The 17097-nt window shown below is 67.0% G+C and carries 7 protein-coding genes; 4 read left to right on the forward strand and 3 right to left on the reverse strand.

Going from position 1 to position 17097, the window contains the following annotated elements; genetic code table 11:
• Window positions 1-57 precede the first annotated feature (57 nt).
• The 4 genes from glgP to E4T66_RS09910 are packed head-to-tail and all read left to right on the forward strand — an operon-like array spanning window position 58 to window position 6475.
• Window positions 58-2613, forward strand: a complete 2556-nt coding sequence (gene glgP / locus E4T66_RS09895) for an alpha-glucan family phosphorylase (protein WP_136848867.1) — start codon at window positions 58-60, stop codon at window positions 2611-2613.
• A 22-nt stretch (window positions 2614-2635) separates the two neighbouring features.
• Complete coding sequence (gene glgA, locus E4T66_RS09900) at window positions 2636-4102, forward strand: glycogen synthase GlgA (protein WP_169577560.1); 1467 nt, start codon at window positions 2636-2638, stop codon at window positions 4100-4102.
• Window positions 4099-5214, forward strand: coding sequence for an AI-2E family transporter (locus E4T66_RS09905; protein WP_136848869.1), 1116 nt, complete (start codon window positions 4099-4101; stop codon window positions 5212-5214). Before glgA ends, E4T66_RS09905 begins: the two co-directional genes overlap by 4 nt.
• Window positions 5207-6475 carry a glutaredoxin family protein gene (locus E4T66_RS09910; RefSeq protein ID WP_211242849.1) on the forward strand — a complete coding sequence of 423 codons (1269 nt, stop codon included), beginning with the start codon at window positions 5207-5209 and terminating at the stop codon, window positions 6473-6475. The genes E4T66_RS09905 and E4T66_RS09910 overlap by 8 nt, the downstream gene beginning before the upstream one ends.
• A 123-nt stretch (window positions 6476-6598) precedes the next feature.
• Here the strand turns inward: E4T66_RS09910 and E4T66_RS09915 are convergent, their stop codons facing one another.
• From E4T66_RS09915 to E4T66_RS09925, 3 genes are all read right to left on the reverse strand, one after another.
• Entirely contained in the window at window positions 6599-9286 is a 2688-nt protein-coding gene (locus E4T66_RS09915; protein WP_136848870.1) for a cation-translocating P-type ATPase, read from the reverse strand.
• Window positions 9287-9366: 80 nt separating this feature from the next.
• Window positions 9367-11475, reverse strand: coding sequence for a transglycosylase domain-containing protein (locus E4T66_RS09920; RefSeq protein ID WP_136848871.1), 2109 nt, complete (start codon window positions 11473-11475; stop codon window positions 9367-9369).
• On the reverse strand, window positions 11475-17096 hold the full coding sequence (locus E4T66_RS09925) for an alpha-2-macroglobulin family protein (protein WP_136848872.1): 5622 nt from the start codon (window positions 17094-17096) through the stop codon (window positions 11475-11477). Before E4T66_RS09925 ends, E4T66_RS09920 begins: the two co-directional genes overlap by 1 nt.
• Window position 17097: the final 1 nt, after the last annotated feature.

A 17097-nucleotide genomic window follows, 5' to 3' on the forward strand; every position in this document is an offset into this window, starting at 1 on the left:
ACTGCACCCGCACACAAAAAACGCCCTCACCATCGCTCGCAAGAGGACTTCGTCATCATGACGCAACCGCCGTCAACCTACGCTCTGGAAGTGCAGCCGCAGCTGCCGCAGAAGCTCGAACGCCTCACCGACCTGGCCAACAACCTGATGTACAGCTGGGAACGGCGCATCCGCGGCCTGTTCTGGCGCCTCGATGCGGACCTGTGGGACCGCTGCGGCAACAATCCAAAGGTCTTCCTGCGTCGCATCTCCCAAGCCAAGCTCGACGCGGCAGCCGACGATCCGGATTTCCTGTTCGAATATCACGGCGCGCTGGCAGCGTTCGACATCTACCACGCCACCGGAGCGTCGGCCGAAATCCGCGAGCTGATCGATCCCGGCAAGGATCTGATTGCCTACTTCTGCGCCGAATACGGCCTGCACGAAAGTCTGCCCGTGTATTCCGGCGGTCTCGGCATCCTGGCCGGCGACCACTGCAAGGCCGCCTCGGACCTCAGAGTTCCGATGGTCGCGGTCGGCCTGTTCTATCACCAGGGCTATTTCACCCAGCAGATTGACGCCCAGGGCCAGCAGCACGCGCTATATCTGCCGGTCACCGCCGACGACCTGCCGATTTCCATGGTCTATGGCAGCGATGGACAGGAGTTGCGTGTCACCGTCCCCGTAGACGGCCATACCGTGCAGCTGCGGGTCTGGGAAGCCCAGGTCGGGCACATGCGGCTGATCCTGCTCGACTGCGATGTCCCGGAAAACCCGCCACAGGACCGCAGCATCACCTATCAGCTCTACGGCGGCGGGCAGGACATGCGTATCCAGCAGGAGATTGTGCTGGGCATCGGTGGCGTGCGCGCAATACGCGCAATGGGTCTGGCACCAACGGCGTGGCACATCAATGAAGGCCACGCAGCGTTCTCGATTCTGGAGCGCGTGCGTGAACGCATCGTCGCCGGCGCCGACCTCGACAACGGATTCGAGTGTGTCGCCGCCAATACCATTTTCACCACGCACACCGTCGTGCCCGCGGGTCACGACCGCTTTCCGCACGCGCTGGTTCATCGCTATCTGGGCAGCTATATGAAAGAGCTGCATTCAGACGAACACCGAGTGCTCGAATACGGCGAGGAACCGATCGGCGGCATTTTCAACATGACCGCGCTGGCGTTGCGCGGAGCGCGATTCGTCAATGGCGTCTCGAAGATCCACGGCGACGTGGCGTCGGAGGCCGAGAGTTACATCTGGCCGCAGATCGAGCCGTCGGAAAATCCGATGCGCGGAATCACCAACGGCACGCACCTGCATACCTTCCTCGCGCGGCTGTGGGGACTGCTGCTGCACGACTACTTTCCGGAATGGACCAAGCACCTGCTGGACAAGCAGTACTGGAACACGATCGACGAAATTCCCTACCACCGCTTCATCGCGCTACGCCAGCAACTCAAGCGCGATCTGCTCGTCGATGTCCTTGAACGCGTCCGCACCCAGCACCGCCGCAACGGTACTCCCGAGGCGATCATCGCGCGCGTCACCGCGCAGATTCAGAACTACAACACCAATGCGCTGGTGATGGGGTTCGCGCGCCGCTTCGCGACCTACAAGCGCGCGACCCTGATCCTGCGCGATCGCCAGCGCCTGGCACGGCTGCTCAACGATCCCGAACGTCCTGTCATCCTGCTGATCGCCGGCAAGGCGCATCCGCGCGACGAACCCGGGCAGGCCCTGATCCGGGAACTGTACGCGGCGTCAATGGAGCCCGATCTGATCGGCAAGCTGATCGTGATCGAAGGCTACGACCTGCATTTCTCACGCAATCTGGTCCAAGGCTGCGACGTCTGGCTCAACACACCGGAGTACCCGCTCGAGGCCTGCGGCACCTCAGGCATGAAAGCCGGCATCAACGGCGTCATCAACGTCTCGGTCCTGGATGGCTGGTGGCCTGAAAGCTTCGACGGCAGCAACGGCTTCGGTGTTAAACCAGTGGGCTCGCATTTTGATACCGAAACCCGTGCGGCCGAGGAAGGCCGTCAGCTGATGGACATCCTCGAATCCGAAGTGATTCCCACCTATTTCGGCGATCAGAATCAGGGTTGGTCCGAGGAATGGATCAAGCTGTGCAAACGCTCGATGAAATCGGTCATCCCGCAATTCAATGCCGAGCGCATGCTGGAGGACTATCTGCGCCTCTCCTATGCCCCTGCGATCCGTCACGGGCAGGCGCTCGCGGCGGACGGCGGCAAGGCCGGCGCGGATCTGGCCAAGTGGAAACGAAAGATCAAAGACAGCTGGCATCACATCCGCATCGGACTGCAGGAAGCGCCACCCGCCGCGCTGCGCGCCGATCAACGTCTGCTGCTCAAGGTACGCGCAGAACTCGACGGTCTCACCGCCGATGACGTGGCGATCGAATGCGTACTCGGTCACATCGGTCCGAGTGATTCGTTTGAAGCCGCGCTCGCGGTTCGCCTTACGCCCGGCTCCACGGAAGACGGCGGCGCAGTGATCTACACACTCGACGTCGACCCCCTGCCCGGCCTGCAGCATCTGCGTATTCGCGCCTATCCACATCACCCACTGCTGGCACATCCGTTTGAAACCGGATGCATGCTGTGGCTGTGAGCAACCGCAGCTTCTGGCATCCGTGACTTTGCGCATTCTCTTCGCCGCCAGCGAGGTCTTTCCGCTGATCAAGACCGGCGGCCTGGCGGATGTTGTCGGCAGCCTGCCGTCGGCGCTGATGGCGCAAGGTGCCGACGTGCGCATCGCGGTGCCTGCCTATCGTGACTGGCGCTCCAGAGTGGAGACGCCGCAGCAACGACTACAGTTGTCGCTGCATGGCCATACCGTCACGGTGTGGGAGGCCAAACATCCGCAGCTGGACGCCCCGCTGTGGTTGTTCGACTGTGCTGAGCTGTTCGATCGCCCCGGCGATCCGTATCACGACGCGCAAGGCCTGCCATGGCTCGACAACGGCTTGCGCTTCGGTCTGTTCAGCGAAGCCGTAGCGATTGCCGCCGAGGCACGCGAGACCACAGGTTTCGACACCGACGTTCTCCACGCCCATGACTGGCAGGCCGGACTGAGCTTGCCGTGGCTGCGCGAGCGCGACGGATTGGCAGCCGGCGTCTTCACGATCCACAACCTGGCTTATCAGGGCAACTATCCGGCGAGCCTGTGTCAGGCGTTAGGGCTGCCGGCACAGTGGTGGCAGATCGACGGCGTCGAATTTCACGGTGAGCTGTCACAACTCAAGGCCGGCATCGTCTACGCCGACCATGTCACCACGGTGAGCCCCACCTACGCCGCCGAGATCCAGACGGCGCAGCATGGCATCGGCATGGCCGGCCTGCTGCACGCCCGCTCAACGCACCTGTCCGGCATCCTCAACGGCATCGATACCGAGGTGTGGAATCCGCAGCGGGACAAATCCATTGCCTATCGCTACGACGCCCGCCGCGTGACCGCCGGCAAGCGCGCCAACAAGACCGCACTGCAACAGCAGCTGGGGCTCACCGTAGATGACGCGCCTCTGCTGATCGGCGTTGTCACCCGTTTCGCACACCAGAAGGGCATCGACCTGCTGTGCGATGCACTGCCGACGCTGATGCGACATCCGCTGCAGTTCGCAATTCTGGGAAACGGCGACCCATTCATTGCCGCAACCCTGCGCGCCGCATCAGAACAGGCCCCGGGACGCATTGCGCTGCATGAAGGTTTTGACGAAGCGCTTGCGCACCGCATCGTGGCCAGCGCTGATGTCTTCCTGATGCCCTCTCGCTACGAGCCCTGCGGTCTGACCCAGATGTACAGCCAGCGCTACGGCACCGTGCCGATCGTGCATCACACTGGCGGCTTGGCCGACAGCGTGACCGATACAACCGAGCAGACTCTGGCCGACGGCAGCGCCAGCGGCATTCATTTTCTCAATGCCGACGTCGGCGGCGTGCTGTATGGCATCGAGCGTGCGCTACAGCTGCGCGAAGACAGCCGCGCCTGGAAAGCGGTACAAAGAACCGGGATGGCACGCGACTTTTCGTGGGCACCGATCGCAACGGCCTATCTGTCGCTGTACCGGAAGCTCATCAATCAACGGCGTCCCGCGCTGTGAACCCGAGCCCACACGCGCGCCTGAACACCGAGCTGCTGGTGCAGTTCGGTCTGATTGTGCTGCTGGTCGGGGGCTGCTGGATGGTGCTGCAGCCATTTTTCGCCGCAATCCTGTTCGCCATCATCGTCGTCGCATCGACCTGGCCAGCCTACGAATGGCTGCTGCGCCAGCTCGGCGGACGCAGCATTCTGGCCAGCGTGATTGCCTGCGCAGCCACAGTCCTGCTGGCGATGGTGCCGGCAACCTTGCTGCTGATGTCGCTAATCGATGGCGTGGTCTGGGGTGCCCAGCTGGTCGGCCACTGGCGCGACAGCGGCGGCGCCCAGCCCGAGTGGGTCGCGCGCGTACCGCTGATCGGAGCACACCTGAGCCAATGGTGGCAGGAGGCTGGCAGCAACGACGCCAACCAGCTCGGAAAACTGCTCGCCGCCGCCGTCACACCCGCACGGCAACTGGCTGTCGCCAGCGGGCGCATGGTCGGCAACGCCCTGCTGCAGACGGCGCTGATCGTGCTGCTGCTGTACTACCTGTATCGCAGCGGCCACGCCCTGCAGCACGCGCTGCTGCGCGCGACTGACCGCATCGCCGGCGCGGTCGGCCGCGAACTGCTGACGACGGCGCGGCGCACCGTTGCCTCGGTGATGCTCAGCATCGTCGGCGCCGGTCTGGCACAGGCGATGATCGCCACGCTGGGATACGCCATCGCCGGCGTGCCCAATCCCTTTCTGCTCGGCGCGCTGACCCTGGTGCTGTCTCTGATCGCGTTCGGCCCGCCGCTGCTGTGGATCGGCGCCTCGATCTGGCTGTTCCGCCATGGCGACACCGGCTGGGCCATCTTCATGCTGATCTACGGTGCCCTGGCGATCAGCTCGATCGACAATCTGCTGAAGCCGCTGATCATCAGCCGCGCCAATCACCTGTCGTTCGTGATGACCTTGATGGGCGTGATCGGAGGCATCTTCGCCTTCGGCATCATCGGCGTATTCCTGGGTCCGGCGCTGCTGGCCCTCGCCATCAACCTCAGCGCGCATTGGCTGCAACGCAGTGGCGGCAATGGCGCCGCACCATCGCCCATCGCAATCCACGACGACACCTCGAGATCCGATGCCTAGTGTCGCCGGATCAGGCTCGGCCAAGTGGCTTGGCGTCGTCGAGGCTGCGGATCGCTTCGGCCAGCGCCCGAAATCGGCGTCGCTGAGACATCCCGGAGCGCCGCACCGAAGCCGAACCCTGCAGCTCGCGCTGATGCTGCTCGCACTCTGCACGGCGTCGCTGTACACGACGACCGCCACCGCGGCGACGAGCGCGAACGCACCCGACACCTTGCAGGTCTTCGTGCGGGACGGTTGCCCGCATTGCCGCGACGCCAAGCTGTACCTTTCGGAGCTGCAGCGACAGCAGCCACAGCTGAAGATCGTGTTTCGCGATGTCGTGCAGGATCCGGTCGCGCTGGCCGAACTCGAAGCGCGCACGCGCGCCAGCGGCAGCTGGCCACCCGGCGTTCCGACCTTCGTGTTCGGCGAGCACATGATGGTCGGCTTCTCGACGCCGGAACGCAGCGGACCGGAGCTTCTGGCCTTGCTCGCCACGCTCACTCCCGACCCCGCCACCTCACAGCCGCCGCAGGTAGCGGACCACGTCGACACCGTGCTGTTCGGCAGCCTGAGCGCGGCGGCGATGGGACTGCCACTGTTCACGCTGGCGATCGGACTGCTCGACGGTTTCAATCCCTGCGCCACCTGGGTGCTGCTGTTCCTGCTGTCGCTGCTGGTGCGCCTGCACGACCGTCGACGCATGGCCCTGATCGCCGGCACCTTCGTGTTGGTCAGCGGCGCGGTCTACTACGCGTTCATGGCCGCCTGGCTGAACGTCTTTCTGCTGATCGGCTGGTCGACGCCGCTGCGCTGGAGCATCGCGGTCGTTGCCGTCGCCATCGGCGCCATCAACGTCAAGGACTTCTTCGCGTTCCGCCAGGGGCCGTCACTGTCGATTCCCGAGTCCGCGCACCCCGGCATCTACGCCCGCGCCCGCAGTGTGCTGCGCGCCGACGCGGTCGCGGCCTCGCTGCTGTCGGTCGCGGCCCTCGCGGTCGTGGTCAATTTCGTGGAACTGCTGTGCACCGCCGGCTTTCCCGCCGTCTATACCGCGGTGCTGACCCAGCACGATCTGTCGCCCTGGCAGCACTACGCCTACCTGGGTCTGTACATCCTCGGCTACATCGCCGATGACAGCCTGATGGTTGCCGTCGCCGTCTGGACCCTGGGCAATCATCGCCTGACCGAACACGGTGCCCGTTGGCTCAAGCTGATCGCCGGCAGCGTCATGCTGGCACTGGGAGCGACCCTGATCCTGCGACCGGAATGGTTGATGTAGCGAGTTCGGTGTAGAGGCCAGAGGCCGGACGTCGCGCCCCTGCGCCGCAGTCGCGCCAGGACGGTGGATGTGTTCATCCACGACAGGCGAAGCGGAACCGGGGCCCGTGCATCAGCGTGTCGACTACCGATCGCGGTACAGCCAGCCGCGCCGCACCATCCACTTTTCGATCTCGACGGCGAAGAACACCACCGACGACAGCGCCAGACACAGCGCCAGTTCGCCGGCGGACAGGGGATCGGTCTTGAACACCGCGTTCATCCACGGCAGGTACAGCACCGCGCCCTGCAGTACGAACGTCAGCAGCACGGCGCCCAGCAATAGACGGTTGGACGCGAGCCCCAGCGTGAACAGCGACTCGGTCTCTGAACGGATCGCCAGCGCGTGTCCCATCTGCGACAGCGTCAGCACCGTGAACGTGATCGACTGCCAGTGTTCGAGTCCGCTGTTCACACCCCAGGCCTGCGTCAGCAAAGTGACTCCGGCCATCAGCAGTCCGACCCAGATCGCGTGAATGCCGAGGCCATGGGCGAACAGGCTTTCGCCCGGGGGCCGCGGCGGCCGCGCCATCGCCCGGCGATCAACCGGCTCCGCCGCCAGCGCCAGCCCCGGCAGCCCGTCCGAGACCAGATTAATCCACAGGATCTGGATCGGCAGCAGCGGCAGCGGCAGCCCCAGAAACGGGGCCAGGAACAGCGTCAGCACTTCGGCGGCATTGGTCGTGACCACATAGCGCACGAACTTGCGGATGTTGTCGTAGATATGACGCCCTTCGCGCACCGCCGCGATGATCGTCGCGAAGTTGTCATCCAGCAGCACCAGATCCGACGCCTCGCGCGCAACCTCGGTCCCGCCGCGTCCCATCGCCACGCCGATGTGCGCGCTTTTCAGGGCAGGCGCATCGTTGACGCCGTCGCCGGTCACCGCGACGAAAGCCCCGCGCCGCTGCAAGGCCTTGACGATGCGGATCTTCTGCTCGGGCGTCGCCCGCGCATAGACGCGAATGCCCTCGACCCGTTGATCCAGCGCGGCATCATCCAGCGCGTTCAACTCGGCGCCAGTCATGACTTCACCCTCGGCATCGATGATGCCGACCTGGCGCGCGATCGCCGCCGCCGTTGCCGGGTGATCGCCGGTGATCATCACCGTGGCGATGCCGGCACTGCGTGCGGCCGCCACCGCATCCGCCGCCTCCGTGCGCGGCGGATCGATCAGCCCGACCAGACCGACGAACTGCAGGTCCGACTCCGCGCGTTCCAGATCGTCCGGCATCGCCGGCAGCATCCGCTGTGCAAACGCGAGGACGCGACAGCCTTCGGCAGCAAGCTGCTCCGCAGCCGCGGTGATCTCGTCCCGGTCGAAGTCCCCGGAGACGCTGTCGCTGCATCGCGGCAGCACGGTTTCGGGTGCGCCCTTGAGCAGGGCCAGCACACCCCCGTCACCCGGATGCAGCGTCAGCATGCGCTGGCGCTGACTGTCGAACGGCAGTTCAGCCAACCGCGGATGCTGCGCCAGCATGGCTGCAACATCGATCCCGCTGTCGGCCGCGGCCTGCACCAGTGCGGTCTCGGTCGGATCGCCGATCAGCGTGCCGTCCTCGCCGACGCGGGCATCGTTGTTCAGCACCAGCACGCGCGCGAGGACCGTGCCCTCCGCCGTATCCAGACGCGTGATCCCACGTCGCGGATCACCGACGACGAAGCGCTCCGCATGCATCCGGTTCAGGGTCAGCGTGCCGGTCTTGTCCGAACAGATGTAGGTGACCGACCCCAGCGTCTCGACCGCAGGCAGTCGGCGCACCAGGGCATTGGCGCGCACCATCAGCGCGGCGCCGCGACTCAGGGTCAGGGTCACGACCGCCGGCAAGGCTTCGGGAATCGCGGCCACCGCCAGTGACACGGCGGTCAGGAACATCATCAGCGCCGGCTCGCCGCGCAGCAGGCCAGCGCCGAACACGATCACGCAGATGGCGATCACCGCGATCGACAGCACCCGACCGAATCGGGCCAGGCGAATCTGCAACGGCGTGCGGACTTCGTCCTGCGCCGACAGCAGCGCGGCGATGCGACCGATCTCGGTGCGCATGCCGGTCGCCACCGCCAGCCCCACCGCACGGCCACGCACCGCCAGGGTGCCCTTGTAGGCCATGTTCGCGCGCTCGGCCAGGGGGCGATCATCCGGCAACACCGCACTGAACTTGTCGACCGGCTGCGACTCCCCGGTCAGCGACGACTCGTCACTGTGAAATTGCACGGTTTCGAGCAGACGCAGATCCGCCGGCACCACGTCGCCGGCTTCGGTCAGCACGATGTCACCAGGCACCACCTCGTCGGCCGGAATGCGCACGGGCCCACCGGCGCGACGCACCGTCGCCTGCGGTGCCGCCATCTCGCGCAGCGCCGCAATCGCGCGGTCGGCGCGATATTCCTGCAGGAAGCCGACCACCGCGTTGATCAGCACGATCGCAAGAATCGCCAGCGTATCGACCCAGTCACCGAGCACCCCGGCGATGACGGCCGCGGCGATCAGCACCAGGATCATGAAATCGGTGAACTGCGCCAGAAACATCGCCAGCGCACCACGCTGATGCGACTGCGTGATGTCGTTGTGCCCGTACTGTTGCAGGCGTGCCTGCGCCTCGTCGTGCGCAAGACCCTGCGCCACATCCGATGTCAGTCGCGCAACGCTGTCCTGCGCTGACTGCAGATGCCAGTCGGCCGCAGGCGGATCAACGCCCGGACCGGCACCCTGGCCGGCGCCCGGACCAGGGGCGGGCGTGACGCCCACAGTGGAGGAAGGATCAGAACCCATGTTCGTTACAGTCTAGGCTTTCCGCGATCCGGCACATTGATCGCCGTCATGCGCACGTGGCGCATGCCCGGCGCCAAGGCTCAGCGCACCGCAAACGTCACCGGCACACTGTGCATGCGACGACCGTCCGCCGCCGTCGCCAGCGCGGTGACCGTGTGTGCACCGCGCTGCAATGGCCAGTCCCAGCGCTCGCCATCGCTGTGTCCGGCGATCTCGCCATCGACCCACCACTGCACGGCGATGGGCGTTTGCGCCCACGCCAGCTCGAAGGTGAACGCCTCCAGCGCGTCGGGAATCCGCGGATCGAGTGCCAGCTGCAGGCCGGGATACGGCTGGCGCAGCTGCGGTGTGGCCGGTAGCGGCTCCAGCGCAACCACGGCAGCGTCCGCCGGCACATCGCGCGCATCGGCGGTGTCGGCCGGCAGCACACGTCCGTCCGTGGTGGACGTCATCGCCAGTACACCGCGCGCGATCAGCGCCGGCCCGCGCGCGCCGGTGACGCCGTCGGTCGCCCGCGCATCCAGATTGCCGACCCACACACCCACCAGGGTGTTGCCGGTATAGGCCACAGTCCAGGCATCCCGATAGTCGCTGGACGTGCCGGTCTTGACCGCAGTGCGCTGGGCAAAGCGCAGCGCCGCACCGTCGCCGAATTCGAGCAGGCGTGCCGACGGATCCGACAGCACGCCGTTGATCGCGCGCGCGGCCTCGGTCGAGAACACCGCGCGCTCCTGCCGCGCCTCGCGCGCGTCGGCGAACACCGTCAACGGCAACAGGCGACCGTCGCGCGCCAGGGCACTGTAGGCCTGCACCAGTTCGTACAAGGAGACCTCGCCGTTGCCCAGGGCCAGACCGTCGCCGTAGAACGCCGGATGCCGTTCGAGACTGCCGACCCCGAGCGCATGCAGACGCGACAGCAGCCGCTCCGCGCCGACGAACTGCAACGCCTTGACCGCCGGCACGTTCAGCGAATTCCCCAGCGCCTCGCGCACGCTGATACGGCCATAGTGGTTGCGGCTGTAGTTGCGATATTCGTGCAGGCCGGCGTTGACCCGCTCCGTCAGCTGGGCATCCTCGATCAGGGTCTGCGGCGACCAGCCCTGCTCGAACGCCAGCGCATAGACGAACGGTTTCAGCGTCGAGCCCGGCTGACGCGGCACGCGGACGGCGTCGATGCCGACCACATCCGGCGCCTCGACATCGACCACCGCCCAGGCGCGGATCTGATTGCGCTCCAGGTCCACCACCAGTGCGGCCGCCTGACGCGCGTTGTCGCCGCGCAGGTCGTGCAGACGATCCGCCAGCAGACGTTCGACCCGCGCCTGCAGATCCGCATCGAGACTGCTGAACACCACGCGATCCGGCGATGCCCCGCCCAAGGCCGCCGCCCGGCGCTGCACTTCGGCGACGAACTGCGCGGCCTGCGGCTCGGCATATGGTCGCTGCCACACCAATGACGATGTCTCGAGCTGCATCGCGCGGGCTGAGTCCAAGGCGCCGGCTGCGCGCATCGCGCCCGCCAGTCGCGTGATCGCCGCATCGAGCGCCTCGGGCTGACGCCGCAGCCGCGACGGCGCGCGCACCATCACCGCCAATGCCAGCGTCTCGCGGGCGTCCAGCGTCTCCAGACTGCGGCCGAAGTAGTAGCGCGCCGCCTGCACCACGCCACGACGGTTGGCCCCGTACGGCACCTGGTTCAGATAGAACTCGAGGATTGCGCTCTTGCTGAAGCGCGCTTCCAGCCGCATCGCTTCGAAGCCTTCGACCCAGCGCGACCACACGGTGCGCGGCCGTGGGTGCAGCAGGCGCACGACCTGCTCGCTGATGGTGCTGGCACCGCGCACCGCTCGCCCCGCGCGCAGGTTCTGCCACAGCGCTGCGAACCGCGCCGACCAGTCGACGCCGGCGTGCTGCCAGAACTGCCGGTCCTCGGCGCTGACAAAGGCACTGCGCAACAACGGTGGCATCTGCTCCAGACTCACGACGGCACTGCGATTCCAGTCACCGTCGTACTGCACCGCCAGCAGGCGACCATCGCGATCCCGCACCGGCTGCTGTGAAGACGCGGCCTGCGGCACCGCGAGCTGCGCCGGCAGTGCGCGCTGCGCGGCCACGGTGGCAACGAGCAGCAGCACACCGGCAGCGGCGCACGCCGCCATCGCTCGACGCAGACTCAGGCGTCGATGCATCAGGGCGCGACCTCCTCCACCACCAGACGGGCGCCGCCGCCATTTGCGTAGACGTCCGGCTCGTACATCTGTTCGGCATGCACGCGGCCGACCGCAAATTCACCCGTACTGACCGCCTGCCCGACCCAGCTCAGTGCGTACTGTCCGGCCGGCAGCGCCGCGGCAAAGTGACGCACGGCGTCGAAGCGCAGTTCGCGATAGTCGAACGGATACGGATAGGCGCCGCCGCCTTCGGGCAGTTCGATGCCGGCGGCAGTGGCCAGATCCGGATTCAGCGGTTCGAGCCCGCCGGGCACGGGATCGTCGACCACGACCTGAACCATCCACGCCGGGGTCTCCAGGTTCAGATCGACCCGCACCCAGTCGCCACGTCGGACCCGCATCGGCGAGTCCTGCAGAGGCTGCCAGCCACCGTCACGATAGACAAAATACGCGCGATGCACGGTCATGCCGGCGCTTTCCGGCGACCGCGTGTCCGGCTCGACAAAGCTCAGTCGCGTTGTCGCGTAGGCACGACCGCGGCCTTCGGCCTCGATCCGCAGCTGCTGCGGCACAGCCTGCGGGGTGACGGCCTGCTGCAGCCCGGTGGTGCCGCGCCCCTGCAACGACACCGCGCCCAGTGCGGTCTGGTCCAGCGTCGCGGCAATCTGCAGTGACACCGGCTCGGCCTCGAAGCGCTGCGCATAGTCGATCACCGCCTGGGCGCAGAACAGATTTTCCTGCGTGTTCGGCCAGTGACTGCGGGCGCCGCGCGCGGCGGTGATCGAACGCACCAGCTTCAACGGCAGTTCGTCATCACGCATTGCCGGATCGGGCGCGGCCAGCAGCGCCGACAGTGCCGCGCACTGGGCGCGCAACGAACTGCCGAGCAGCCACGACCACGCGCTGTCCTGGTCGTCGCGCAGGCTGGCACTACCGGCCGACAGCTGCATGCGCGCCAGCATGCGCTGACGCGCCGCCCGCGCCGCGTCGGCATCGCGCCCCTGCGCGGCCTGCAGGAACAGGCTTTCACCGAAAAGCCCCATGCGCGGCAGCTGCGGCAGCTGGCGCTGGATCTCCGCCGCCTCCAGGCTGCCGCGTTGCGCCAGTGCGGCCGCGATCACGGCGCGCAACTGCGCCCGCGCCTCGGCCGAGTCATAGCCGTTAGCCTCTGGGTCGTCCTGCAGCTGCGCCTGCAGATAGGCGTCCATGCGATCCCAGGCCAGCGCCGGCGGCGTATAGCCGAGCGCCTGCAGCCAGCCAAAGGCCAGACTGGTGAACGCGGTCAGGTACGGACTGGCCTGCGCATCTCCGGCGACGAAAAACGCCATGCCGCCGCGGGGCGCCTGGAACTGTGCAGTGTCGCGCAGGGCGTCGGCAATCACGGTCTCGGCCTCCGGCCAGCGCACGTCGCTGGACAGCCGGTCACGCAGCTTCAGATATTGCGCGGCCATGACCGCGCGGCTGAGCCGTTGCTCCCAGCAGTCATAGGGATAGTCGCGCAGATACTCGAAGGCGCCGTCGAGATTGCCGATCAGACTGCCGCTGAACTGCAGCTGCAGTTCCGCATGGCGCACATCGTCAGGCACCGCGACCTGCTGCTGCAGCGGCTGGCCCGCCTGGAGCGACTGCAGATCACCGGCCGTGGCGCTGCGCCGGGACGCACGCACCGTGACGGTATGTTCGAGCGCATCGCGGTCCTGCGCATCCCCGGCGGTGGCGACAAAATGCAACGCGCTCGCCTCGGCCTCGTCGCCGACCTGCACCGGCAGGCGCACGGTCTGGCGTTCGAACGGCGCCAGCGTCAGCTGTTGCTTCAGCTGGGGCTGACTCCCTGCGGCCAGGGCGCCGCTGACGTTGATGCTGACCTCCAGCGTCCGCGTCGTATCGGCGCGATTGAGCACGCTGAACGCCGCATCGAAGCGATCACCGGCGGCGAGCTGATTGGGCATCAGCGGCCGCAGTTCGGTCGGCTTCGACACTTTGATCGCGCCTTGTCCCAGCCCCATGCGGTCGCCGGGCGTGACCGCGAGCGCCATCACGCGCCAGCCAGTCAGCTGATCCGGCAGCGCGAACGAGAACTGCGCGCGGCCCTGCGCGTCGGCCGGCAGCGACGGATTCCAGTACGCGACGAAGCGCTCGACCGAGCGCAGCGACAGATCGCCACCGCCGTCACCGCCGGCGCTGGCCCCCTTCTTCTCGAACTTCTGCCGTCCGACCAGCCGCGTCAGCAGGCCATAGTTGGCGAGGTCCAGGCCGTCGAGCGCGTTGAAGCCTTTCAGCGGGTCGTACGCGGAGGCGCCGGCGCCGATCAGATCGAACACCGCCTCGTCCAGCACCGCGACGGCGAACTCGATCGGTTCCTGGCTCGGATGCCGCGGGGTTGCCTGCAGCTGGACCGCGACGCTTTCACGGGGCCGGTACTGCGTCTGCGCCGGTGTGACCTCGACATCAATCTGCCGATGCGGCGTATCGACGTTCAGGGTCGCGTAGCCCATGCGGAAGGTCGGCTTGCCCAGATCGACGCCACCGTCCGCCTGCGGCGCGGCGACACGGGGCGACATCACCAGCACCGACACATACGATCCGGGGACGTCCTCGGGCTGGATCGGAATCTCGATCACCGGCGTGGCCTCCGCCAGGGTCTGCGCCCAGTGCCGCAGCACGCCGTAGCGTTCGACCGTGATCAGGGCACGCGCGCCGGGGAATGGATTCTTGACGAAGACCCGCGCGGTGTCGCCGACCGTGTACTTCGCCTGATCGACGCGCAGATCGAGACTGTAGTCCGGCGTGTCTTCCCACAGCACGGCCTGCGGGCCGCGTGCGTAGATCCAGTCCTGCGTCTGCTGCAGACGGTCGGCGGTATCGCGGGTCATCGCCGTGATGCGCAGCTCGCCAGCGGCGTCCGGCGTGAAGCTGCAGCGCATACCCTCGTGCTGCGCGCGCCCCTTGCAGGTCTGCACGCGTTCCCAGCTGTGGCTGTAGCGTGTGATGTAGGCGTTGCCGGCGCCCTTGACCCGTGCGCCGACGGTCTTCTTGCGCTCGACCTTGATGTAGTACGGCGCACCGTCCACCGGAACGCCATCGGCATCGGCATCGACGACGATGGCCTCGATCACGCTCGGCTGTCCGGCCTGGGCGGTCCAGCTCTTGAAGCGCACGCCGATCAGGCGGTCGCGGCCGTGATACGGCACGCTGTTGCGCGCGCCGACGCTGCGTCCGCGATCGTCCTGCACCGCGGCCTCCAGCAGCAGCACGCCGTGATAGACGCCGGCATCCTCCGGCTTCAGCGCCGCGCTCCACTGCCCCTGCGCGTCAAGCTGCGCGCGCTGATCCAGCACCGGCGCGATATCGCGCTGGTCCGGCTCGACGCTGTCGAAGCGATACCCGAGTGCACGCGGATCGTCCGACGAAAATCCGGTTGCCTGCAGCCGCGCCTGCAGCGTCGCCGGCGCTGCGGCAAAAGCGCCGCCGCCGTGCAGCGCGGCACTGACCTGGGCATTGACGACCTGATCGGGCCTCGCCGTCGACGCCTGCAATTCCGCCGTGACCCGAAACGGCGCCGGGACGAAATCCGCCACCAGCATGCGCAGCGGCTCCAGCGCATTGGGCGCAAAGTCCGGCTGCAGTTCATAGCGATACCAGCCGACCACGGCGGTTTTGCCCAGAACGAAACTGCCGTCGATCGCGCCGTAGGCGTTCAGCACCAGCTTCTCGCGGCGCTGCACCACGGTTCCCGCCGCGTCGTAGATCTGCAGCGTGTAGCTGCCACTCTGCGCCGGCGCCAGTGACTTGCCGGCGTCGTCGCGCACGTAGATCTTGTACTGCACCGTATCGCCGGCGCGGTACACGCCCTGCGCCGTCGCGCCCCACGCACGCAGATGCGCATGTCGCTGCCGCCGCCACGCCGAGATCTGCTCGTGCGAGCTGCGCCAGACATCGACCTGGAAATCGTATTCCAGCGGCAACAGGGCAAAGTCGTCACCGCGGGTGACGCGTACCATCATCGCCTCGGCGCCGCGGTTCCACGCCTGGTTCAGCTCCGGATCAAGATCGGCCGACCCCGGCAGCATCGCGACACCGTCGGCGTCGGTGCGCGCACTTGCACGTACTTCCGTGCCGAATCCCGCGAGCACGGCGACCTCGGCATCGACCACCGGCGCGCCGTCGCTCAGCTGCGTGACCCAGACCAGCGTATTGCTGTTGCCAAGCTTGGCGTGCACCTGCCAGGGCGTGACCTCGGCAAAGAACGTGTGCTCGTCGGGCCGGGTTTCTGGCGTCGTCCGCACCGCACCGATCACGGCACCGCTGCGGCCGTCGAGCATGCCGCGCACATCCAGCGGCATCGCAAATGCCAGATTGCGCACCGGCGCCACCGCAGTCTGATGCTGCTGCGCAGTCGCCAGACCACGCGCGTCGAGTCGATCGAACTGCGTGTCCAGTGACTGCAGATTGGTCACGACCACCGGCACTTCGCTGTCGACGCCAGCTTCGAGCACTGCACGTTCATGGTCCAGCACCAAGCGCGGACCGCGTGCGCCGGTGGTGAAGGCCGTCTGCGGCACTTCGTGCAACGCGCGACCGAATCGATCTTCGGCTCCGGCAGACAGGGCCAGGGTGTAGGCGGTCTCGGCCTTGAACGTGAACGGCAGCGTCACCGTATAGGTCTGGCCCTTGCGATGCGGTGCGCTGACCGGACGTTGATCCAGCATGCCGGCCCAGGGATCGAAGTCGTCATCTGCGGGCTGACCGGCCATCGGGTCGGGCGACAGCTGCAGGGCGGAGCGCAGCGACGCCACCGACACCGGCGCACTGAAGACCAGCCCGATCGTCTGGTCCGGCGCACAGCCGTCAACATGGGCCTTGCCCGCGAACGTGCGCGTCTTGTCAGCCACGGTGCATTCGATGCCCAGATAGCGCGGCGGCGGAAACGTCGTGACCGAAACTTTGGTGGCCGCAGCGATGCCGGACTCGGCGCCAAAGGCCGAACGCAAGCCCTCGGTCAACTGCAGCGTGTAGGTCTGTTCCGGCCGCAACGCGGTCTGTGGCGTGACCCGCCAGACGCTGCGCGCCTCGCCGTCCGGCGTATAGAACGGGGTTTCGTCGTCGAACAGCTCCGGCTCCACCGTCAGCGCTTCACGATCGAGACTGAAGACCTGCGCCACCGAGGCCGCCGTTACCGCCTGATTGAAACGCAGGCGCAACACCGGCTGCGTTGCTCCGCGCCACTCGGCCACCTGGGCATAACTCAGACTCGGCCGTTCGGTGACAAACCGCTGCGTATGCGCGCGGCTCAGTCGGTCTCCGCTGAGCGCGACCAGATCCGGCCGCAGCAGCACGGTGTAGGCGGTAGCCTCGCGCAGCGACGCGCTGCCCGGCAGATTGCAGGCAAGGATCTGCGGGTCCAGCCAGCGCCAGCTGCAGCCCGGATCCGGGCTGATGCTGACCGGCACTTCGTCGGCGCTGCGTTCCATCCGCCCCAGCGGGACCACCGGCTGATCGAAACTCAGCGTGATCTGGCTGGACGCGGGCACGCTATCGCCCTCGGGCGTGATTCGCTGCAGGTGCAGCTCACCGGCCTGCACGGCGGCACCGGCGAACAGCAGCACACCCCCCAACATCAATCGATTCAAGGTCTTCATG

Origin of the sequence: Sinimarinibacterium arenosum, from assembly GCF_005047655.1 — a bacterium.
Lineage (GTDB): Bacteria > Pseudomonadota > Gammaproteobacteria > Nevskiales > Nevskiaceae > Solimonas.

Excerpts from the sequence above, each read along its gene's own strand:
- glgP (WP_136848867.1), top strand. The coding sequence starts at position 58 with ATGACGCAACCGCCGTCAACCTACGCTCTGGAAGTGCAGCCGCAGCTG.
- E4T66_RS09910 (WP_211242849.1), top strand. The coding sequence starts at position 5,207 with ATGCCTAGTGTCGCCGGATCAGGCTCGGCCAAGTGGCTTGGCGTCGTC.
- E4T66_RS09915 (WP_136848870.1), bottom strand. The coding sequence starts at position 9,286 with ATGGGTTCTGATCCTTCCTCCACTGTGGGCGTCACGCCCGCCCCTGGT.
- E4T66_RS09920 (WP_136848871.1), bottom strand. The coding sequence starts at position 11,475 with ATGCATCGACGCCTGAGTCTGCGTCGAGCGATGGCGGCGTGCGCCGCT.
- E4T66_RS09925 (WP_136848872.1), bottom strand. The coding sequence starts at position 17,096 with ATGAAGACCTTGAATCGATTGATGTTGGGGGGTGTGCTGCTGTTCGCC.